The 23,394-nt window shown below is 42.8% G+C and carries 13 protein-coding genes; 8 read left to right on the forward strand and 5 right to left on the reverse strand.

Going from position 1 to position 23,394, the window contains the following annotated elements:
* The first annotated feature begins 96 nt into the window (after positions 1 to 96).
* Genes GKD17_RS21620 through GKD17_RS21645 form a run of 6 tightly spaced genes read left to right on the forward strand, consistent with a single transcriptional unit; the run spans position 97 to position 10,200 of the window.
* A complete protein-coding gene (locus tag GKD17_RS21620; RefSeq protein WP_007833834.1) occupies positions 97 to 1,290 on the forward strand; it encodes a DUF2062 domain-containing protein in 1,194 nt (397 codons plus the stop codon).
* Entirely contained in the window at positions 1,283 to 5,137 is a 3,855-nt protein-coding gene (locus GKD17_RS21625; RefSeq protein WP_007833835.1) for a trifunctional MMPL family transporter/lysophospholipid acyltransferase/class I SAM-dependent methyltransferase, read from the forward strand. The genes GKD17_RS21620 and GKD17_RS21625 overlap by 8 nt, the downstream gene beginning before the upstream one ends.
* Entirely contained in the window at positions 5,130 to 6,620 is a 1,491-nt protein-coding gene (locus tag GKD17_RS21630) for a phytoene desaturase family protein (protein WP_007833836.1), read from the forward strand. The genes GKD17_RS21625 and GKD17_RS21630 overlap by 8 nt, the downstream gene beginning before the upstream one ends.
* Entirely contained in the window at positions 6,613 to 8,277 is a 1,665-nt protein-coding gene (locus tag GKD17_RS21635; RefSeq protein ID WP_007833837.1) for a C45 family autoproteolytic acyltransferase/hydolase, read from the forward strand. Before GKD17_RS21630 ends, GKD17_RS21635 begins: the two co-directional genes overlap by 8 nt.
* A gap of 1 nt (position 8,278) precedes the next feature.
* Positions 8,279 to 9,574, forward strand: a complete 1,296-nt coding sequence (locus tag GKD17_RS21640) for a phenylacetate--CoA ligase family protein (protein ID WP_007833838.1) — start codon at positions 8,279 to 8,281, stop codon at positions 9,572 to 9,574.
* Between the two features lie 50 nt (positions 9,575 to 9,624).
* Entirely contained in the window at positions 9,625 to 10,200 is a 576-nt protein-coding gene (locus GKD17_RS21645; protein WP_007833839.1) for a hypothetical protein, read from the forward strand.
* Positions 10,201 to 10,315: 115 nt separating this feature from the next.
* Here GKD17_RS21645 and GKD17_RS21650 read toward each other — a convergent pair whose 3' ends face one another.
* Positions 10,316 to 12,739, reverse strand: a complete 2,424-nt coding sequence (locus GKD17_RS21650) for a sensor histidine kinase (RefSeq protein ID WP_007833840.1) — start codon at positions 12,737 to 12,739, stop codon at positions 10,316 to 10,318.
* A gap of 199 nt (positions 12,740 to 12,938) precedes the next feature.
* Between GKD17_RS21650 and GKD17_RS21655 the strand changes: the two genes are divergently transcribed.
* Entirely contained in the window at positions 12,939 to 13,760 is an 822-nt protein-coding gene (locus tag GKD17_RS21655; RefSeq protein ID WP_022185467.1) for a hypothetical protein, read from the forward strand.
* An 88-nt stretch (positions 13,761 to 13,848) separates the two neighbouring features.
* Here GKD17_RS21655 and GKD17_RS21660 read toward each other — a convergent pair whose 3' ends face one another.
* The 3 genes from GKD17_RS21660 to GKD17_RS21670 are packed head-to-tail and all read right to left on the reverse strand — an operon-like array spanning position 13,849 to position 18,087.
* Positions 13,849 to 14,658: a DUF3108 domain-containing protein gene (locus tag GKD17_RS21660; protein ID WP_007833843.1), complete on the reverse strand. Its 810-nt coding sequence runs from the start codon at positions 14,656 to 14,658 to the stop codon at positions 13,849 to 13,851.
* Positions 14,655 to 16,577 (reverse strand): Ig-like domain-containing domain, encoded by a 1,923-nt coding sequence (locus GKD17_RS21665; RefSeq protein WP_007833845.1) that lies wholly within the window; start codon positions 16,575 to 16,577, stop codon positions 14,655 to 14,657. The genes GKD17_RS21660 and GKD17_RS21665 overlap by 4 nt, the downstream gene beginning before the upstream one ends.
* A gap of 4 nt (positions 16,578 to 16,581) precedes the next feature.
* Entirely contained in the window at positions 16,582 to 18,087 is a 1,506-nt protein-coding gene (locus tag GKD17_RS21670) for a GH3 auxin-responsive promoter family protein (protein ID WP_007833847.1), read from the reverse strand.
* Positions 18,088 to 18,234: 147 nt separating this feature from the next.
* On the opposite strand from GKD17_RS21670, the gene GKD17_RS21675 reads away from it, so the two are divergent.
* Positions 18,235 to 19,245 (forward strand): ATP-dependent 6-phosphofructokinase, encoded by a 1,011-nt coding sequence (locus GKD17_RS21675; RefSeq protein ID WP_007833852.1) that lies wholly within the window; start codon positions 18,235 to 18,237, stop codon positions 19,243 to 19,245.
* Positions 19,246 to 19,254: 9 nt separating this feature from the next.
* Here the strand turns inward: GKD17_RS21675 and GKD17_RS21680 are convergent, their stop codons facing one another.
* On the reverse strand, positions 19,255 to 23,328 hold the full coding sequence (locus tag GKD17_RS21680; protein ID WP_007833853.1) for a hybrid sensor histidine kinase/response regulator transcription factor: 4,074 nt from the start codon (positions 23,326 to 23,328) through the stop codon (positions 19,255 to 19,257).
* Positions 23,329 to 23,394 lie beyond the last annotated feature (66 nt).

Here is a 23,394-nt window from a genome sequence, read left to right on the forward strand (position 1 = left end):
AAATATACTATCTTTGTCACCCATTAGAAACCACATAAATTCAGATACGAAAGTATTCATCCCAAACGTATCTGAATAGTTTGACTGAAAAACAAGATGAATACAAACACAACATCGGTTTGGCGGAAGAAATTAAAGGAACTGGAGATTGTCGTCGTTATTCCCACCTACAACAATGGGAAAACACTGGCGGCAGTCATTGAGGAGGTATACAGGTATGCAGACGATATCATTGTCATCAATGACGGCTCTACGGATGATACAGCCAACATTCTGGAACAATATCCGGCTATCCGCACTATTACCCATCCAGTGAATAAAGGAAAAGGAACCGCTTTGAAGCATGGTCTTTCCCAAGCAAAAAAAGAGGGTTTCCGCTATGCCATCACCATAGATTCGGACGGACAGCATTTCGCTTCCGATATTCCCTGTTTTATCGAAGCCATTGAAAAAGAGCCCGACACGCTGCTGGTAGGCGCCCGAAACTTGGCCTCCGACAATATGCCGGGCAAGAATACCTTTGCCAATAAATTCTCTAATTTCTGGTTCAGAGTGGAAACCGGGCTGAAACTGGAAGATACACAATCGGGATACCGCCTTTACCCTCTGCGCAAAATGGATGTGCAAAGCTGCTGGTACACCGCCAAATACGAATTTGAGTTGGAAGCCATCGTCTTTGCCGCATGGGGAGATGTAGCGGTGAAGAACATTCCTATCCATGTGTACTATCCCCCGCAAGCGGAACGGGTATCCCATTTCCGTCCCTTCCGGGATTTTACCCGTATCAGTGTGCTGAACACGGTGCTGGTGCTGATTACCTGCCTTTGGATTATTCCCCGTAACCTGCTCCGCAAACTGTCATGGAGCAACTGCAAGCGATTCTTTACCGACCATGTGCTGAATACACGGGAATCCAACCTAAAGATTGTACTCGCCATCATGCTGGGTATTTTTATGGGTATCGTTCCGTTATGGGGTTATCAGATGCTGATCACCCTCTTTCTTGCGCATCTGTTCAGACTGAATAAAGTGATTGCCCTTGTCGCCGCCAATATCAGTATTCCACCCATGATTCCCCTATTGCTGTATGGCAGTTACCGGACAGGCTGCATGGTACTGGGTAATCCTCCCGATTTGCACCTCGGAGACCTTTCTCTTGAAAATGTCAAATCAGTTTTAGAGCAATATTTAATAGGAAGCATTATCTTTGCAATGGCTTGCAGTCTGCTGTCGGGAGTAATCTCCACCGCGTTGCTGGCCATATGTAGGAGAAAAAACGGATATGACTAAATTCTTTGTTGGATTATATAACTATTTTGAAAGGCATAAAGTCTTGTTTTACCTGTCCCTCAGCGTATGCATTCTCTTTATGGCCCTTTTTGCCGCCCAAGTCAGATTCGAGGAAAACGTAACCAGTTTCTTTCCGGATACCAAGGACTCCCAAAACTCCATCAACGTATTTGAAAATCTGAAGATAAAGGATAAGATTATAATCATGCTGTCCGGCAAGGACGGCATGGCGGATGCGGATTCCTTGATTGAAGCTGCCGAGACAATAAAACAGGATTTACAACAACAAGCGGAAGGAACCCTGATTAAAGAGATCTTCTCGAAAGCCGACGAAAACCTGATCAACAGTGCCGGAGATTTTGTTTACGACAATCTACCCTTGTTCCTTTCCGACGAGGAGTACCAACGGCTGGATACCTTGCTTACCGACGAAAACATAGCCGCCCTGATGCAGAAAAACTATTCCAACCTGATATCTCCGGCAGGATTCGCCTTGAAGGACTATCTTATGCGAGACCCGTTGGGGCTAGGCAGCCAGACGCTGAAACACCTGCAAGACTTCCAGTTGGAATCCAATTACGAACTGATTAATGAACATATTTTCTCACAGGACGGCTCCACCCTGCTGATGTTCATCACTCCGGTATTCAACACCGGAAGCACGGGCAAAAATGACAAACTCATCCGGCTGATTGAAGATGAACTGCAAAAAGCGGAAAAGGAACACCCCCAATTAGTTGCCGAATATTTCGGAGGTCCTTCCGTAGGAGTGTACAATGCGCGACAGATAAAGAAAGATACGCTTGTCACTTCTTCCATCGCACTGATTATCATTATTGTCTTCATATCTCTGGTATTCAAGCATAAGAAATCCATTCCGCTTATCATCACCCCGGTGCTGTTCGGAGCTCTATTCGCCTTATGCCTCATCTACTTTATCAAAGGCGGCATTTCAGCCATTGCCGTAGGTGCGGGTTCCGCCGTAATGGGCATTGCCTTAAGCTACTCCATACACATGCTGGCGCATCAGAATCATGTATCATCGGTACAACAATTAATCAAAGAAATCGCCTATCCGCTTACCGTAGGCAGTTTTACTACCATCGGCGCCTTTTTCGGCCTCATCTTTACCAGTTCTAATCTGTTACGGGATTTTGGTCTGTTCGCCTCGCTTGCCTTGATAGGAACCACCTTGTTTTGCCTGGTCTATCTGCCGCATTTCCTGAAAGGGCAGGCGCATGTAAAACAAGGGGCGGTGCTACGCTTTATCGAGAAACTGAACGCTTATCCATACGAAAAGAACAAAGGACTGGTAGGTTTCATCCTTATTCTGACCTTAGTATGTATCTTCACTTCGCAGAACGTGCGTTTCAACGAGGATATGATGAGTCTGAACTATGAACCTGCCCACTTGAAACAAGCGGAAAACAAGCTGACCGAACTCTTTGACAAGCAAGAAAAGACCGTTCTCTTTGTCAGTACAGGCAAAGATATGGGAGATGCCACGGGACAATACGCCGAAACAAACCGGCTGCTCTCCCAATTGAAAGAAGAGGGAAAAATAAAAGATTATGCCTCTGCCGGACAGTTTTTGATACCGGAAGAGGTGCAGGAAGTACGGTTGAAACAATGGCACAACTACTGGACTCCGGAAAAGAAAGCCTGGCTATGCAAAACCATTCGGACAGAAGCTGCCCACTATCATTTCCGTGAACATGCATTCGAGCCGTTTTTCCAATGGCTCGACCGTCCGTTCCAGCCTTTGGACTACCAAAATGAAATCACGACCCAGCTTCTGAACGAATGGCAGACTTCCGCTGATTCCCTGACCATGCTGATTACTCAGGTACGGATGAACGAGGCCGACAAGGAAGCGGTGTACCCCCTTTTCCAACAAAAAGAGAAGGTGGTTATCTTTGACCGTGGTTATTTAGCCAACCAATGGGTATCTGCTGTCAATCAGGATTTTTATCTGATTCTTTATATCTCTTCTTTCCTGATTTTCTTTGCCCTATGGATTTCCTACGGGCGCATAGAACTGACTCTGATGAGTTTCCTGCCGATGCTGGTCAGCTGGATTATCATTGTGGGATTAATGGGCATACTGGGTATTGAGTTCAATATCATCAACATCATTCTGTCCACTTTTATTTTTGGAATCGGGGATGATTTCAGCATTTTCATTATGGACGGATTGCAGAATAAATACCGCACAGGACGGCAGTTGCTGAACTCGCACAAGACAGCCATCTTCTTCTCCGCTTTCACCACCGTGATAGGTATGGGCACATTGGTCTTCGCACGCCATCCGGCATTACAGTCCATTTCCCTCATCTCCATTTTGGGAATGATTGCCGTCGTACTGGTGGCCTACACACTGCAACCCATCCTTTTCCGATTCTTCATCACAGCCCCTGCTTCCAAAGGATTGCCTCCTTATACATTGACAGGACTGGCAAGAACCGGCTGCTTGTTCCTGCTGTTCTTTATCGGATGCCTGTTCCTACGCTTGCTGATAGCTGTCATGACCTTGCTTCCTATCCGCAAAGCCTATAAGAAACAAGTACTTTGCCAACTGATACATGTCACCTGCAAAGGCCTGATCCATATAGCCACATTTGTACATAAAGAAAAGATAAACCGGACGGGAGAAACGTTTAAAAAGCCTGCCATCCTGATAGCCAATCATCAGTCTTTCATCGACATACTGGTATTGCTGGCACTGACTCCCAAACTGGTCATGATTACCAATCACTGGGTATGGCACTCTCCTTTCTTCGGAGCCATTATCCGCTATGCCGATTTCTATTACGTAGGAGACGGTTATGAGCTTTACGTGGAACGGATGCGCCAAAAAGTGAAGGAAGGATATTCCATCGCCATCTTCCCCGAAGGGACACGTACCTACGATGGAAGGATGAAGCGTTTCCATAAAGGAGCATTCTATCTGTCGGAAAAACTGCAACTGGATATTATTCCGGTCATCCTTTACGGCAACTGTAAAATCATAGCGAAAGCACAGCCGTTCAATGTACGGAAAGGCATCATGCTGACAGAGATTCTACCGCGTATCCCAGCCAACGATGCTACGTACGGAACCACTTATCAGGAACGTACCAAAAACATCTCCGCGTGGATGAAAAAAGAATATGCCCGTATCTGTCGGGAACAAAGCACAACGGACAATCCCGTCTTCTACGAAAATCTGGTACAGAACTATATCTATAAAGGACCGGTGGAGGAATGGTACATACGCATCAAGGTGAAAATGGAAGATAACTACAGGCTATTCAACCAACTGGTTCCTGTCAAAGGACAGATTACAGATATCGGTTGCGGATTCGGACCGCTTTGCTATATGCTTTCCCAGCTTTCCGAGGAACGGGAGATTACAGGGATTGATTATGATGAGGACAAAATAGCAGTGGCGCAACAGGGTTGGCTCCGCACTCCCCACCTGCAATTTGTATGCGCCGACGCATTGGAATATCCTTTACCGGAAAGTGACGTATTCATACTGAATGACATGCTTCATTATATGAGTTATGAGCATCAGCGGACTTTATTACTCAGATGCGTGGAACGGTTGCGTCCGGGAGGGAAGCTGATTGTGCGGGACGGCAATGCCGCCAATACAGGAAAACACCGTCTGACCCGTTTCACCGAACTGCTGTCTACCGGCATTTTCAACTTTAACAAAACGACAGAACAACTGTGTTTCACATCCGAAGAGCAAATAAGTAGTATCGCACAAGCATGTGGGATGCAGCTGGAAATTTTACCTAACGACAGATATACTTCGAATACAATTTATATCTTCCAGAAAAACAAACCGGAGCATGAGTAAGTACGATATCATCATCATAGGCAGCGGACTGGGCGGTCTGGAATGCGGAGCCATCTTAAGCAAAGAGGGCTACCACGTCTGTGTGCTGGAGAAAAACGAATTGTTTGGCGGCTGCTTCCAAACTTACCAACGCGGTGGGCACCGGATGGATACCGGCATTCACTATATCGGTAGTCTGGATGAAGGGCAAATTATGAACCAGTATTTCCGTTATTTCGGAATCATGGACAAGTTATCCATCAAACGGATGGATGAAGAAGTGTTCGACCGGATTTATTATAAAGACGCTATCTATGATTATGCCATGGGATATGAACGTTTTATGGAAACCCTGTGCTACTCATTCCCTCATGAACGGGGGAACTTGAAAAAATATGTGGCATCCATCCGGTCGGTGGGAAACCTGATCAGCATAGATCACCTGAGAAAAGGCCGCCTGTCCCAAGAAGGCATGGATTTCTTTGCCACCTCAGCAGCCGGGATGATAGCATCCGTTACCACGAACAGGGATTTACAGAATGTACTTGCCGCAACCTCCCTGCTTTATGGCGGGATCAAAAATAAATCTACCTTTTATGAGCACGCCATGATTAACAACTCTTATATGGAGAGCGCCTATCGTTTCACGGAAGGAAGTATGCAAGTCAGTCTGGAATTAATCCATATCATACGTGCCAACGGCGGCACGGTACTGAACCGGAAAGAAGTGACCCGTATCCTTGTCAAGGATGAAGCCATACAAGGAGTAGAAGTGAACCATGAAGAGGTACTGGAAAGTACCTGCGTCATATCCAACCTGCATCCGCAACTCACCTTATCCCTGCTGGATAAGAACCATTCCATCAAACCGGCTTTTGTGTCTCGCATCAAATCATTGGAAAACAGCTACGGGATATTCACGCTCAATCTGATGATGAAAAAAGACAGTTGCCCTTATCAAAACTATAATATATACCTGCACGGCAATGAGGATGTATGGTATGACAAAGAGGCACACAAAGGAAATATCCCCAGTTGTATGATTTCCATGCAAGTACCCCACGGAAACAGCAGATTCACAGATGTGGTTTCCATACTGACTCCCATGTATATGGATGAGGTCAGCACATGGACGGATACGACTCCCGAGCACCGTGGAGAGGCATACCGCCAGTTTAAAGAAAAAAAGACGGAACAGATCTTGCAGTTCCTGAGCCGGTTCGGGTTTCACTGGAGTCATTGTATTGAAAAGGTTCATACTACGACTCCGTTGAGCTATCGGGACTATACCGGAACCATAGATGGTTCGGCATACGGCATTGTCAAGAATTACCAATATCCGCAAATCAGTTTTGTGTCTACACGCACCAAACTGAAGAATCTGTTCCTCACAGGGCAGAATCTGAATGTACACGGTGCCTTGGGCGTGACGCTGACAGCCATGCTCACTTGTTCGGAATTTGTAGGTCAGGAATATTTAGCAAAAAAAGTAGGCAATGCATAAGATTTGGAAGAAAACAATAAAATACGGGGGGATAGCCCTGTTGATTCTGATAGCGACGATCATGATAGGCATGAGTTATCTCTATCTATCTGCCGATATGATGACTCCGCAATTTGCGTCTACCCCTGAAACGGATCGTGTGATACGGAAAGACAGCCTCCGGCAGTATGGCGGAAACTATCTGCGGCACAGTGAGAGCGGACTTTGGGAGCTGAAAGTAAGCGGACCTGCCTACGAAAGGGGCAAAGCCATAGGCAAGCTGACTTCCGATTTGCTTTATTTTCAAGAAAAAGTATTTGTGGACCAGATAAAAGAGATAGTTCCCTCTGAAAGTTATCTTAAATTCCTCCGCTTCTTCATTGTCCTTTTCAACCGGAATCTGGGAAAGAATGTGCCGGAAGAGTTTCGGGATGAGATTTATGGCATCTCACTCTCCTGTACCCACGAATATGATTTTATCGGCACTCCTTACGAGCGTCAGTTGAATTACCACTCCGCCCACGATTTGGGACATGCCATGCAGGACTATATGCTGGTAGGATGCAGTTCCTTTGCCTGTTGGGGTGAAAACAGCGCTGACTCCTCCCTTATCATCGGCCGTAATTTCGATTTCTACATGGGCGATGACTTTGCACATAACAAACTCGTTTCATTTTACCAGCCCGAAAACGGATATCGTTTCGCATCCGTGGGATGGGCCGGAATGACCGGTGTCCTTTCCGGCATGAATGAAACGGGGCTGACTGTCACCATCAATGCCGCCAAATCGGATCTGCCTGCCGCATCCGCCACCCCTATTTCCATTCTGACCAGGGAAATATTGCAATATGCTTCTACCATTGAGGAAGCATACGCTATCGCCCGGAAACGAAAAACATTTGTCTCGGAAGCCATATTAGTCGGTTCGGCTCAAGATGGCAAAGCGGCGATTATAGAGAAATCACCGGAGAAAATAGCTCTTTTCACGGGAAACGGACAACAGATTATCTGTACCAACCATTATCAGTCGGAAACATTCAGCCATGACAAACGCAACCGGGAAAACATAGAAACTTCGGACAGTCCCTACCGCTTTGCCCGTTTGCAGGAGCTGCTGAAAGCAAACATCCCCATAGATGCTTCGAAAGCCGCCTCTATCCTCCGCAACCGGAAAGGAGTGGGAGGAGCGGAACTGGGACTTGCCAATGAGATGGCTATCAATCAATTTATCGCTCATCATTCCGTTATTTTCCAACCGGAGAAAAAGCTGATGTGGGTATCCACCTCTCCCTGGCAATGCGGTAAGTACGTGGCATACGACCTGAACAGGATTTTCAGTGATTCCATCGATTTCAACCATGAAATCTATACCGGAGACCTGACCCTGCCTGCGGACTCCTTCCTGCAACAACAGGAATACCAACAACTGATGGCTTACAAAAGATTGGCTCCTGTACTACGGAAACAGATTAAAAAGAAAGAACGGCTGGACGAACAAACACTGCATGCCTTCCAACATGCCAACCCTCATTTCTTTTATGTGTACGAGTTACTGGGAGATTATTACCATGCCACTGGACAGCAGGACAAAGCCCTGCGCAATTGGAAGAAAGCCCTCTTGCTTCCTATCCCCAAGCGAAGTGAATCAGAACGTATAGAACATAAAATAAACAACTAAGATGAAAAAGAACCCGGAAATACAATTCCGCTCCCCTGAGGAAATCAAAGCCTATCAGGAAAGCCGGCTGGCTGAGGAACTGCTTTATTTGCAGAATCATTCACGATTCTACCAACGCCTGTTCCAAGCACATCATATCGATATACAACAGATAAAAACCATAGAAAGCTTGCAACAGATACCTGTCACAACCAAGACGGACTTGCAACTTCATAATGAAGATTTTATCTGCGTGAGCCGCGATGAAATTATTGACTATGTCACCACTTCGGGAACCTTGGGCGACCCCGTCACTTTCGTATTAACTTCCGAGGACCTTGACCGGCTGGCCTACAACGAATATCTGTCCTTCACCACCACCGGATGCAGCAGACAAGATATACTACAGCTGATGACCACCATCGACAGACGTTTCATGGCAGGCCTCGCCTACTATATGGGAGCCCGTGAGCTGGGCATGGGAGTAGCCCGCGTGGGAAATGGCATTCCAGAACTGCAATGGGACACTATCCGGCGCATCCATCCCACGTGTGGCATGGTAGTTCCTTCTTTCCTCATCAAACTCATTGAATTTGCTGAAAAGAATCATATTGATTACCATCACTGCTCCATGCAGAAATGCGTATGCATAGGCGAAGCACTCCGCAATCCCGATTTCACCCTGAACACACTGGGTAAACGGATACACGAGAAATGGGATTCCCTGCAACTTTACTCCACCTACGCATCTACCGAAATGCAATCCTCGTTTACCGAATGTAATGAATTTCACGGTGGCCACCTCCAGCCGGAACTGATTATCGTAGAGTTTCTGGATGATAACAACCAGCCTGTAAAAGAAGGGGAAGCAGGCGAAGTGACCATCACGACTTTGGGAGTAAGAGGAATGCCGCTGCTCCGTTTCAAGACCGGAGATATCTGTTACCATTATACCGAACCTTGCGCCTGTGGACGTAACACTATCCGTCTCAGCTCCATACTGGGGCGCAAAGGACAAATGATAAAATATAAAGGTACGACCCTTTACCCACCCGCTTTATTCGATATTCTGGATAACATCCCCCATATCAAGAATTACATTGTAGAAGTTTATACCAATGAACTGGGAACGGATGAAATACTGATCCGCATCGGAAGTGAAAACCGCAGTGAAGCTTTTGCTAAAGAAATCAAGGATTTGTTCCGTTCCAAAGTACGGGTGGCTCCGAGTATCAATTTTGAATCGGCAGAGTATATCGCGAAAATACAAATGCCGCCCATGAGTCGAAAAATAGTTAAATTTATTGATTTAAGATAATATTTTTCTACCTTTGGCAGCAACAAAACAACACTTAAAAAAGAACTAATATGAAACAGTTACTCGTTTTATTATTCCTTGTAAGCAGCATGGCTTGCTTCGGACAAAACAAAGACGCATTGAAAGATATCTCTTCTGTGACATTTTATGGCATAGACTTTACCCGTGCCAAAGTGTACGGAGCAAAAGAAGGCCCCATGCAGTTCAAATATACTTTTGATGACATCAACAAGCTTTTCATCACTGAGCCGAAGAAGTATGATATTGGCAAAAGATTGGGTGTCAATGTAGAAGTGACCTCATTAGAGGCAGTAAACGATGCCAACAAGACCATCAATCCCGATGAGATCATGACGACCAACAGCGGATACACCCTGGATGAAAAACAGATAGAAGAAGTCATCAAGACACTTCCTATTCTCTCTCAAGAAGAAAAAACAGGATTGATAATGGTTGCCATGCTTTTAAACAAGGCAGATGCAAGAGCAACCTATCAAATTGTGTTCTTCAACACGAAAACCCGTGAGATACTGTATAGCGCACCGACTAACGGCAAAGCACGCGGTTTCGGACTACGCAATTATTGGGCAGGTTCCGTACACAGCGCCATGAAGAAACTGGACTAACATATAATCCCGGTTCACTGTAGGGATGAAATGTTCCCACCCGATGCCACAAAATCAATGTATCCGGATGAGCTCAATTCACTCCTACAGCTAATAAACCTTTTTAGTCAAGCCCCTACGGTGGCAGAATACTACCAACTATATCCTGATAAGGATAAGTAAACCAAAAACAAGAGCCTTCTCCTTCTTCTGACTCCACACCGATAGTTCCACCCATCTGTTCCACCAGACTCTTACAAATAGACAAGCCAAGTCCCGTACCATGAACAAAACTGTTCAGTTTCACAAAACGGTCAAATACTGTTTTTATCTTATTCCTTGGGATTCCCATTCCTGTATCACGAACATAAAATCGCAGATACCCATCTGTCTGCCTATAATATCCTAACGTTATGCTGCCCGAAAAAGTGAACTTCAAAGCGTTATTAATGAAATTGGAAATGACTTGATTCAAACGATTCTTGTCTGCCCATACATGACATTCGGGCAAGCATTTTTCAAACACCAGCTCCACACCAGCCGGTACTTTCATGCGTAAAGAACGGATAATCTCACCGCAAAGCAAGTTGACATCCGTATCACTCTTGACAAATTCAAAAGCTCCCGACTCCATCTTCGATAAATCAAGAATATCTGAAATAAGCTGAAGAAGCAACTCCGTATTCTCCTGCACAATAGCCATGTACTGCTTGCGGTCCTTCATATCTTCCGTTTCCGTTAAAAGACTGGAAAAGCCCACTATAGCATTCAGCGGAGTGCGGATCTCATGACTCATATTAGCCAGAAAAGCAGATTTCAAACGATCCAGTTCTTCCGCTTTATCCCTTGCCGCTATCAACTTCCGCTCCGTTTCTTTCAGTTCAGTTATGTCATAATTGACACAAACCATATCAATGATCCCATCTTCCGGACGGAAATCGCGTACCATTACATTGACTCTTGTCCACGTATAAGTGCCATCTTCACGTAATATACGTACATCACGCCTCAAATGGCTGGCTTCCCGTATCAATACCTGATCAAAGAAGCGAAGCATCATCCTGCGGTCATCCGGATGAAAATGAGAATGCACTTTGATAATCTCATTCAATGGAGTTCCTTCTTTCTCACCTATATTCCGATACCAGCTATTCACAGCATAGCCATCACATTTCAAGGCATTAAAATGGGCATATCCTACTTTGGCATAGTTACCTATCAACGTGAAAAACTCCTCAAAGTCCTGTATTTTGCTGTATGCATTTGTTGTTTCCGTATTATCAATATTAATCAACAATATATTTATCAGATTACCCAAAGCATCATAAAGTGGAGCGAATTTCGAGATTAAACTAATAGTACCGGTACGAGAAGTAGAATAATAGCCATCCAAACGGTCGAAATCATAATTAAACGACATATCAATAGGTGCTCCTGCTTTCAACTTATCTTTCAGCCCCTGCGGCAGCAAAGGATTATCAAATAAATTCAATCCTATCACATCCTCCTTATGCCGGAGACCGAAGATTTCCATCTCCTTCTCATTCAAATCTGTCATAAACCCATCCTTATCATACAACTCGATACCAGCAGGAAGATTTTTATAAATATTCTGCAAATAAGCTTTTTCCAGCCGGGCTTCAGATTCAGAACGTCTCAATTCCATACAAATGCTGATAATATTACCCAAAGACACAAACCATTGATAATCCTCATTACACCAGTTCCGATGCTCACGCACCATATCCACCCCTATATACCCCCACACTCCGTCTTTTGAGTTCAAAGGCACCACCATAGTAGATTTCACTCCATATTCCTCTAATCTACGCTTATCCGCCCCGGCTGAATCAGGAAGCAAATTTAATGTAAAAAGAATGATAGGATTACCAGCCAATATCTGTCCTGTCCACCAAGAGGCATAATCAATAGAAGATTCCGATAATAAAACCTTGCGTTCTTTTATACCCTCCACTGCTATTTCATAGGTACAGACTTCCGTATGCAATTTCCTGTCAAATTCAAGAATATAAGTACGATCTGCTTGAAATTGGCGCAATACCTCCTTTAAAATTTTATTGATAACCAAGGTAATATCATCAGAATGTAAAAAATCAAGCAATGACTTGGAAATACCGTTCAAACGAGATAATAAAGAATTCAACCGGTCTACTGTCTGCTCCTGCATATTCATCCGTTGCCGGGAAATACATTGCAACATACCCATGACGCGGACATGACCTTCTTTGGTAATACGCTTCTCACCGACCTTGGTACTAACCCACATCATCCCATATTTGGAATGTATCGGAAAAACCTGCTCATAAATCTCCATCATCCGGAAAGAGCGAAATTCCTCCAAAATACGTTCCCGATAATTCTCACAAATCAGATTAGCGAAATCTTTAGCAGAAATCTTATTCCCTTCTATTCCTAACAAATCGGCTACAAACTCAGAACAATAGTAGACTCCTTCATCAAAATCCACCTCCCACCATCCTATGCGCGCCATTGATACAAGCTGCTGCAACCTTGCATCATTTTCTTGAATCTTCCCCATATTTACACTACCCTTGAATTTTATGTGCCAAGATAATCATTATATTTCAATACGAAGTGATTAAACATGAAAAATAAAGACCAACAACAAATAATCAAAGCCTGAAATCTATTTTTAACTCTGTTCATTTGCAAATGAACAGCAAACTGTGTATTTTCGTAAAGGAACTACATTACAAACCCTGCAAATTCATATGACTATGAAACGTAATATCCTATTATTAATGATCTTGACGGTAATATCCCTAGGAGCATCCGGACAAAAATATACGATTTATGTAGATGACTTCGACAGTGAAATCAAAATACCCAATAGGGCGATCAACCTGATTCGTCTCGCATTTATCGACGGTATCCGTAACACCAACCGTATCAATGTAGTGGACGCCGTTTCGGCTGGCAGTGATCTCAGTCTGAGTCCGCTGGAAGATGCACGCCGCTTCAGAGCAGAGTACCTGTTAAAAGGAAACCTGATACAAAGAGAAGCAACCGATGACGGAAGCTCCCACAGACGTTACCACAGCCGTGAGAACAGTTATAAAGAGAAATTCACCCTGCGTCTTGATTTAATACGGACAAGTGACGGAGTAACTATCAGCACACGCAATTATGAAGAAACAGGCTCAGCATCCGGTAAAGATGCCACCCAATATAGCGCTTTAGAGAATTCATTAATCAATGTGCCATACGAAATGGGACTTTTTGTTGAAAATCACTTCAAAGTATACGGTTCAATACTGAAAGTAGTATCTACCAAAAGAAACAAGGCAAAAACCATTTATATCAACCTGGGATATGATGATCCTATCAAAGAAGGATTACGCTTTGACGTAGTGGAAGATGGCATACTGGAAGAACATAATATAGAAACCAAAATCGGTGAAATACGGATTACCGAAATCATGGGACCGAAAATCTCTTTATGTAAAGTGAACAAAGGGGGTGAAACTATTCTTACTGCATTAAATGAAAGAAAGACCTTGAAACTTATTTCCAGACAGGCCAAACTGTTCGATGAATAAAATATCATTCATAATGAATATACAACACTACAACCGCCGATCCGGCATCTGCCAAAACCCGGCGGTTTTACTATGTCAAGACAAACCGCTACTTTTCTATAATGGAAGTTAGAGGATGACGATTCCCCTTTATCTCTCTCAGAAATGCTTTTGCCGAACCAAAATTCAAATATAAATCCAAACGCACCGGCAAATGGTTTTTATCATCAGTTACATAAAAGGTTATTACCTCTTTTTCTTTTCCTTTTTTATACTCTACTAAGGAAAAAACCAAACAACGGTATTTCACACCATTCTCCGCCTTAAAATTCTTCCGGCCACGATAAATCAATGTTTGCTGCTCTACTTTAGTACCTGTAGCCATATCAAACAATATTTTATCGCCAACTTTATAGTCACTTACATCAAATGAACGTGCTCTCATCAATATGCTCAGCATATCAAAGATACACTCATCACTTTGGTCCTTCGATTTCACCGTATCCCGTTCCCTCCTCATACGACGCTGATCGGCAATGCATTTTCCGTTTTTATAACTGAACCATACTTCATCCACCGTATAGCGGTCACCCTCTTCGGCCCCTTTACGAAAATAAACGGGTTCCAGACGACTGCTGGTAATACAAGTCAATGTGTCACGCATCTTAAAAAAGAAATCGACTTGTTTGTTACTGACAGAGATCAGATTACTACGAAAACAAGGTTTCCCCTGATAGGTAATAGCCTGCATGTCCATTTTTGCCTGTCCGGCAGCAACCCAAATAAATTTCCAGTTGAACTTCAAGTCGTATACCAACTCTTCACCTGCCTGGATGGCTTCGTTTTGTGCCGCACATTGCGCTCTAGTTGCCATTATAGCAAACCAACCACACAATAATATTAGAATAGTTTTTTTCATCGGCCTAGCTTTCTAGCTCTTTCTTTATTTCTATCTTGTACCTTTTTAGTCTCTTCCGGTTTTTGTTTCTTTATTTCATCCAGCTTTTGCTTGTCTACAGGAATGGCATTCACATCCCAATTCTCTTCAAATTCAAAGTTGGCTTTCATCTCCCATACCTTCGGGAAATAAAAAACTTCTTCGGGCTGAATCTTCTTATCATAATCTCCTGTATCCCATACTCCATTATCATTACGGTCGTTAAACAAACGTATATAATATTTCGTACTCGGATTCAAGAAATAAAAGTCCGCCGTTCCTTCCACCGTCACCGGTTGCTGACGCAATACATTTCCACTAGCATCCAATAATTCGGCAATAGCATTGGGAGCAGCCCCTTTTATATTCAATAAAATAGTCCCGTATTCTTCCATTTTCTTCACCTTCACCGTTTGCTGGACTTTATCTGTATGCAGCCCATAGATTCCTGTAAATGCCAAAGAATCAATAGTCAACTGATATTCCTGCTCCGGTTGCCAATCTGCCAATATCTGATATTGCCGTGGCATCAACGAGTCTGCCATAAAGAAGAAAGGAGCCGGTTGCCACAAACTGTCCACTTTTACTTCCATATGAATGGCCGCCGTGTCTATACTTGCGATCGGTTCTTCAAAAGATAGATAGATATTCCTATATATATCGAATGCCGACGGAGCATCGACATTCATAGTCAAGAATTTAGTCGGTTCCACCCTGATGGTATCTCCCTTTTTCTCCCTCTTTTTACGTTCCTTCTCCTTTTCCTCATTTGCTTTTTTCTGCAATTTTTCCCGTTGCTCTCTTGTCAATTTATTAGCCAGATAAATCGTATCGGTTTTGGGAACCAACTGGTTTAATGTATCCGTATATAAATAATCCAACTGAACCTCCAGCGTATCCATCTGATAAACCAACGAATCCTTAATCCAATAACAAATTGAGTCGTTTCGTGGAGTCGTTTCTATGATAAACGCATCCTTCTCATCGAAGTTCAATCCTTTCAAGGTAGGTAACGTATCAGCCGGCGCACTGAAAGATAATACAAAATGATTCTCTTTATCACGCTCGCTCTTGGACAGATATTGACGGTCGTTTATCCCTTTAAAAGCTCTCAGAATAATATCATCCGGCAAAAAGCGGGTATAGCCCACCGTTTTGATGGTGTCAATAGTAACCGTATCTTTCCACAATGTATCCTGACGCATGGCCGCTTCCATAGAAGGGACAATAATAGAATCGCTAAAAGCAATCATCTCTGTCTTAGAGTCATATAAATAATTCTGATTACCGTCCATCAAACCAAAAATATGATATTTGCCGGGTGCTATACCACGAATAGTGAAACGCCCACGACTGTCTGTACGAGAAACACGATCGAACGGTTTTTTGGCAAAAGCACTATCATCCAAATCAACATGCAACCCCACCATCATCCCTTTAACTGGTTCCAAGTCAGCAGCCGCCAACACAGTTCCGGAAACTTCCAATGTATCAATAGTCTCCCCTGTAGAAAAAGAAAAAGAATAATTACCCAGTGGATTACCCTCATTATTATCTACAATAGCATCCGAGAAATCAATGGTATAGGTAGTATTGGGTTTCAATGAATCCATGAGATTAACCAAAACTCTTCTGCCGCTTGCCTTGATATCAGGTTGTTCCAATTGAGGAGGAGACACCACCACTTTTTCTGATGTTTTCTCCAGTTTGATAAACTCATCAAATTCAATGGCTATCTTCTTGTCCTTGTTGTTTGTTGCGTATGGCTTGGGAGAACTTCTGACGAACTTGGGCGGTTCCTCATCATAAGGACCTCCATCCGGTGTTCCCATGCTTGCACAGGAATATACTACGATCATCAGCATCAACAAAGCAGGTAATTTATGTTTTTTCCAATTCATGTTCTTATTGGTTCAAGCTTAGCATTTCTTCTATATAATCACGCGTATTGCTTAATCTCGGCACTTTGTGTTGTCCGCCTAGTTTGCCTTTTTCTTTCAGCCAATCGTGGAACAGATTAGGTCTTGCCACGATTATTTCCAACGGCTGCAAGGTAATGTTTTTATGGCGTTTAGCTTCGTAATCGGAGTTAATTTGTTGTAAAGAAGTGTCAAGAACCTGGCTAAAATTCTCTAAAGAATCTGGCATAACGGCAAATTCTATCAGCCACTGATGACGGCACTTGGCATATGCATCCATGAAAACAGGAGCAGCAGAATAATCAACAATCTGTGCACCGGTCGCCTCACAGGCTTTTGCTAACCCTTTTTCCGCATTATCCACCATCAACTCCTCACCAAATGCATTAATAAAGTGCTTGGTACGCCCTGTTATAACAAATTTATAGGGGTGTTTGTTGGTAAACTTCACAGTATCACCAATCATATAACGCCACAATCCGCAGGAAGTACTGATGACCATCGCATAATTTTTATTTAATTCCACATCTACTAACGGAACAATATGAGGATTTTCAGTACCGACATCTTCCATCGGAATGAATTCATAAAATACACCATAGTCAATCATCAGTAACATGGAAGGATCACTGAAGTCATTTTGTAATCCGAAAAAACCTTCACTGGCATTGTATGTTTCCATATAATGCATCTTGTCACTACGAATAAGCTGTTTATATTGTTCGCGATAAGGAGTAAAAGCAACCCCCCCATGAAAGAAAACTTCCAAATTAGGCCATACTTCCACCAAATTATCCGTTCCCTTCACCTCCAAAATATGTTTCAAGACGGCCATCATCCAGGACGGCACTCCTGAAAGGTTAGTTACATTTTGATTCATTGTGGCACGAGTAATCCTTTCTACTTTTTCCTCAAAATCACTCAGCAATGCTATTTTTTTCTCGGGCACCCGAATCAGATTGACCAACGGATTCACATTTTCAATCAATATAGCAGAAAGGTCTCCTACAAGACTCCGTTTCACATTATAGTTTGGTGCATGGCTCCCTCCTAGAATCAGGCCTTTTCCAGAGAAGAAACGACTCTCAGGATTTTGTTGAAGATATAGTGCCACTGCATCCATACCACCTGCATAATGAATATCATGAAGGCCATCCCTGCTTACGGGAATAAATTTGCTCTTGTCATTGGTCGTTCCCGAAGATTTAGCAAACCACTGCACCTCTCCACGCCACAGGATATCTTTTTCCCCATGGCGCATACGCTCTACGTATGGCTTGATTTCTTCGTAAGTCTGTATAGGTACACGCTGGAAGTCTTGATATCTCTTTATGTCTTTATAGCCATATTTCAATCCCCACTCCGTATTGGCAGCATCATTAATCAGCCGGCAAAATACTTTATGTTGGAGTGCCTCAGCCTGAGTTGCATACAAGGCTGTCGCTTTTTGTCTGGGCTTGAATAGCGTACTAATTAGTCTGGTAGAATTCATTTGTCTTAGTATACAATTCGTTATATCTTGCAAAAATAGCTTATTTCTATATTATAATGGCTGATAACATTATTTTTTTTATAGTTTTCTACATTACTTTTATTTTTTGTTATCTTTACGGTCACTTACAACTTAACATCAAAGGCTATGAAGATAGGAATATTGACATCAGGAGGAGACTGTCCCGGAATAAACGCCACAATTAGAGGAGTTTGCAAAACAGCGATAAATCATTACGGTATGGAAGTTTATGGAATTCATAGCGGATTCCGGGGGTTGCTGGACAATGACGTAGAACCATTGACAGAAAGATCATTATCAGGCTTGTTAAATTTGGGAGGAACAATATTAGGTACTTCCAGAGAAAAGCCATTCAAGAAACGCCTGTCGGCAGCCTCGGAAGACAAACCAGCTTTGATGTTAAAGAATATTCATGATTTAGGTCTGGACTGTATCGTATGTATCGGCGGAAACGGAACTCAAAAGACCGCAGCCAAACTGGCCCAAGCAGGTGTGAACGTTGTTTCTGTACCTAAAACAATAGACAATGATGTTTGGGGAACAGACGTTTCATTCGGATTCGATTCTGCCGTAACCATTGCTACCGATGCCATTGACCGGCTGCATTCTACAGCCAGTTCACACCAACGTGTTATGGTTATTGAAGTAATGGGACATAAAGCTGGCTGGATTGCACTTTATTCCGGAATGGCGGGAGGCGGTGACGTGATTCTTATTCCTGAACTTTCTTATGACATACATAACATAGGTAATACCATTATTGAACGCTTGAAAAAAGGAAAACCCTATTCTATTGTCGTTGTCGCAGAGGGTATCCAAACCATGGACGGCAAGAAAGCCGCCGAATATATAGCTCAAGAAATAGAATATGAAACCGGATTCGAGACCCGTGAAACTGTATTGGGATATATCCAACGTGGCGGCTCTCCTACTCCCTACGACCGTAATCTGGCTACTCGTATGGGTGGACATGCCACAGAACTGATCGCTTCCGGACAATTCGGACGAATGGTTTCTCTGCAAGGTGCGGAAATTGGCTCCATCTCTCTGAATGAAGTGGCTGGTAAATTAAAACTTGTCAATGAAAACCATGACCTGATTGTACAAGGTAAACGGATGGGAATCTGCTTCGGGTAAGAAGCAGATTCATTCCTTTTCCATATATTTGGATGGAGACACTCCGAATTGCTCGGTAAAATGCTTTCGGAGCGTACGTGTATCACTATATCCTACCATTTCGGCTATTTCCTGAATGGAATACCTGTTCTCCATAATAAGGGAGGCAGCCTTGCCCATCCGTACACTCCGGATCATATCAATAGCAGCCAATTCGCTACGTTGCTTTATTTTTCTATAAAGGGTAGGCTGACTCATATTCAATTGGTCTGCCAACATTTTTACATTAAAGTTTTCATTCGCCAGATTAGCTTCTATGACATGAATAATTTGCTGTATAAAATCATCCGGAGCATTATTCCCATCCGTTTCCGGTTCACTTTCCTGCTGCTTCAACATCAACGTCTTTGTATATATCCTCTTCAGGCGTTCCCGCTGGAGTATCAGGTTCCGGACTTTTGCCTTCAATACCTCCGGATTGAAGGGTTTCATCATATAATCATCCACACCTATTTTTGAAGCCTGCAACACATCCGCATCCTCAGCCTTTGCCGTCAGCATCAAAATAGGGATATGTGCTGTCCGAGGCTGCTCACGCAATTCCCGGCAACAGGTAAACCCATCTTTTACAGGCATCATTATATCAGAAATAATCAAATCCGGAATTTTACTTATTGCCACATCAACCCCCTCTTCACCGTTTGCCGCCTCATATACGGCATAATCTTTACAGAATAAAGAACAGACATAGTGCCGGATTTCCTCATTGTCCTCAATAACAAGAAGAGATGTTTTTTTATTCGAAGGCTTGTCTTCCTGCCCTTCCGCCTGCATTATCGGTAACGGAAGAGCATATTCCTCCATCTCCGGAGTACCAACAATCTCATACCGGTCCTCTGCAAAATGTGCATTTCCCTCAGGAATCAATAATGTGAAAGTGCTACCCTTTCCGAGAGTACTGTCCAAATTCACCGTGCCATGATGAAGATCCATCGTATTTTTAACAATACGCAAGCCTATGCCTACCTTATTAGAAAACAAAGGTGTATTTTCTCCGGTAATAAATGATTCAAAAATCCTCCCCCGTAACTCTTCCGGTATTCCTTTACCTGTATCCGATATAATTATACTGCAAAATGAATATCCATCTATCTCGATACGGTTCATCTTAAAAATCACCTTTCCATTCGGAGATGTATACTTAAACGCATTAGATAATAAATTACGGATAGCCGAACTTATTTTTTCCACGTCTATCCATAGCAAAAATGGCTCATTCAGCGATTCAACCGTAAAGTTAATCCCTTCTGTTTCTGCCAGTTCATGAAAAGAATCGGTTATCTGCTTTGCCAATACCACTATATCGACTTTCGAAATTCGGAGTTTAATCATACCTGCTTCAATCTTCTGCACATAAAGCAAATGATCGACCAATGTCTGCAAAGAGGTTCCATTGCGATACATGGCAGCCAGTTTAGTATAGACGGTGTCTGAAGGGCGGACGGTTCCTAACAATTCCTGCAGGGGAGATAAGATTAAAGTTAAAGGTGTACGCAACTCGTGAGCTGCATTCGTAAAGAAATTCTCGCGTTCCATCCGAATCTGCTTCTCCTTGTCACGTTCTACAGTAGCAGCAAATATCTCATGTTCCAAGCGCAACTCGTGCTCCAACCTCTTTTGCCGTAATTTAATACGCTGTATAACCATATAAACTATTATCCCTCCCAGCACCATCATACAGAAGCGGAAAAAGAAAGTTTCACTCCAATGAGGCAAAATCTCTACTCTCAACGAGGTTATTTTACTGTCTCTTTCATCCGGATAAATATTTTTCACCTCAAAAACATATTCCCCGGCAGGAAGGTTAGCATACGAAACTTTTTCCCCTCCGTTGGCCACAAGCCAATCAGGCTGATAAGGACGAAGCCTGTAACTATACTTCTGCTGGCTTTCAGAATAAGAAAGGTTATTGAACGTCAGCGCAAAGTCACGATTCGCATGATTCAACCGGACAAAAGGCGTATAGAAAATACTTTGTGAAAGAATGGTCTGCCCATTTACCTCTCTTCCTATCTCTACAAGTTTATTATTTACCTCCAATCCGGTAATCACGACAGATTCGGAAGTGGTAAACGCTTTAATGTCATCGGGGTTAAAATAAGTAAGATTCTTATTATTCCCCCAAAACAGAACATCCTCCCAATGCAGGACAGAACGGTTACTGCCCGCAATGTAATAATTATAAAACAAATGTTGATGACGACTATAACGGGAAATACCTGAATTAGATCCCAGCCAGATTTGCCCGTGCGCATCCTCAGTCATACAACCAATAAAGTTACTGCACAATCCATCCCGGGTAGTATATACATGAGTTATCGCATCCTGTCCGGGAGAGAAAACTGCCAGACCGGCCATATATCCGACATATAGATTACCATCGGACGAAGCTAATAATGAACGCACGGAATTCTCAACCATACCGTACTTCTTTTCATAGCCGGTCTGCAGTTCATTTTCATTTATCACTTTACATATACCATAATTAGCAGTGCCCAGCCAAAGCGTATGATCATCAGTTTCAGCCATAGCACGAATATAAAGAGGAGACAAATTCTGTAACCCGGATACTTTAAAATGCATCTTCTTACACCTGTTCGTCTCACGGTCGAATAACCAGAGTCCTTTATGTGTACCAATCCAAAAATGACCTTTGCTATCAAGGAATAAGGCCCAAACTGATGATTTGTTAAGGTCACCATTTTCCGTAATCAATCGCAATATCTTGAATGAGCGTTCCTTTTTATAATAACAAGTCAATGAACCATCTAAATTTCCAAACCATAAATTTCCTTTCTCATCTTTCAGACTGCACAACACTGTCTGTTGTTTTTTCACATTTTGATCTCCCACTTGAAAGAAGTCTATTTTTTCTGAAGTACCAAACGCTGTTCGGCTTCGCATAATTCCTTTATGGTATGTTGCCAACCAAAGATAATGATCGTCATCCGCTACAATAGAACAAATCTCATTATGCCTGTCCTGATAAAAACGATTATAAAACTGCATACGCAAATCCGACCAGATTACTCCTCCACCATCCGTACCAATCCACAGAATACCATGTGAATCGTAATAAGCCGCAATCATCCTCGTTTCAAGATTGCGGTGCATCAAAGAAGAAGTGTTACTATAAATTTCTGTCAATATCCCGTCCTGATTATTTTTATCTATTGTCATCACTGTATATCCATTCCACGTTACGGCCAAATATCTATTCTCATTCAATTTGATAACACCGAAAACATCTGTATGAGAAAATTTGTCGGATACCGGAGCCACATGATAAGTCAGCTGCTTGATTTTCCCAGTCCGTTCATTATAATAAATAACCCCATGAGCAATTGTAGAAATCCATATCCGGCCATCATCATACAAAACAGAATTTACAGACAGACTACCGGTACGACCCAAGTCAATCACCCGAAAGAAACTCAGGTTTGTCGCATCCAGCAAGATAATTCTACCTTTTTCATCAATCAGGCAGATACTTTTTTTATCCGAAGAATAAGTTATGGCGACCAAAAGATTATCCTGATTATCCCAGCCTGTATATTTTTCTTCAACCCGGAGCCGAAGTTCACCTTCTTTTGATGCGCACCGCTTCATTAAATGTAACTCACTTCCGGAAATCACCCAAACCAACGAATCATTCTTCTGCAACATCCCTCGAGATGGAATGCCCTGTCCCGAAGAAGAAACCACAGACAAAAAGCGTTCTTTTTTCAAATCAAATGCAGAAAATACACCATTATCCACAAATGCCAGCACCCCATCAAAAGCTTCCTTCAAGTTTGAGATACTAGGATAACTACTACTTATTTCGAAGTTTGTAATCCGCCTGCCGTCATAACGACTCAACCCGTTTCGGGTTCCAAACCAAACGAAACCTTCTTTATCCTTATAAACAGCAGATACGGTATTATCGGCCAATCCGTTTTGCATATTGAGCAGATGCACATCTTTTGAAAAAAAAGCATAACACACATCCGGCAGCAATATACATACTTCAATTATAAGCAGTGATAAGATTTTAAGGTTCATATTTAATTCATTACTTGTAGCAAAGGAATAAAATAAAAAAGAGATAACAACAAAGATTCACCAAAA

The organism is Phocaeicola dorei, assembly GCF_013009555.1.
GTDB lineage: Bacteria > Bacteroidota > Bacteroidia > Bacteroidales > Bacteroidaceae > Phocaeicola > Phocaeicola dorei.

What these genes read in the sequence shown, in the direction of transcription:
- GKD17_RS21630 (WP_007833836.1), top strand. Translation starts at nt 5,130, where the DNA reads ATGAGTAAGTACGATATCATCATCATAGGCAGCGGACTGGGCGGTCTG.
- GKD17_RS21620 (WP_007833834.1), top strand. Translation starts at nt 97, where the DNA reads ATGAATACAAACACAACATCGGTTTGGCGGAAGAAATTAAAGGAACTG.
- GKD17_RS21660 (WP_007833843.1), bottom strand. Translation starts at nt 14,658, where the DNA reads ATGAAAAAAACTATTCTAATATTATTGTGTGGTTGGTTTGCTATAATG.
- GKD17_RS21680 (WP_007833853.1), bottom strand. Translation starts at nt 23,328, where the DNA reads ATGAACCTTAAAATCTTATCACTGCTTATAATTGAAGTATGTATATTG.
- GKD17_RS21665 (WP_007833845.1), bottom strand. Translation starts at nt 16,577, where the DNA reads ATGAATTGGAAAAAACATAAATTACCTGCTTTGTTGATGCTGATGATC.
- GKD17_RS21655 (WP_022185467.1), top strand. Translation starts at nt 12,939, where the DNA reads ATGAAACGTAATATCCTATTATTAATGATCTTGACGGTAATATCCCTA.
- GKD17_RS21640 (WP_007833838.1), top strand. Translation starts at nt 8,279, where the DNA reads ATGAAAAAGAACCCGGAAATACAATTCCGCTCCCCTGAGGAAATCAAA.
- GKD17_RS21635 (WP_007833837.1), top strand. Translation starts at nt 6,613, where the DNA reads ATGCATAAGATTTGGAAGAAAACAATAAAATACGGGGGGATAGCCCTG.
- GKD17_RS21675 (WP_007833852.1), top strand. Translation starts at nt 18,235, where the DNA reads ATGAAGATAGGAATATTGACATCAGGAGGAGACTGTCCCGGAATAAAC.
- GKD17_RS21625 (WP_007833835.1), top strand. Translation starts at nt 1,283, where the DNA reads ATGACTAAATTCTTTGTTGGATTATATAACTATTTTGAAAGGCATAAA.
- GKD17_RS21645 (WP_007833839.1), top strand. Translation starts at nt 9,625, where the DNA reads ATGAAACAGTTACTCGTTTTATTATTCCTTGTAAGCAGCATGGCTTGC.
- GKD17_RS21670 (WP_007833847.1), bottom strand. Translation starts at nt 18,087, where the DNA reads ATGAATTCTACCAGACTAATTAGTACGCTATTCAAGCCCAGACAAAAA.
- GKD17_RS21650 (WP_007833840.1), bottom strand. Translation starts at nt 12,739, where the DNA reads ATGGGGAAGATTCAAGAAAATGATGCAAGGTTGCAGCAGCTTGTATCA.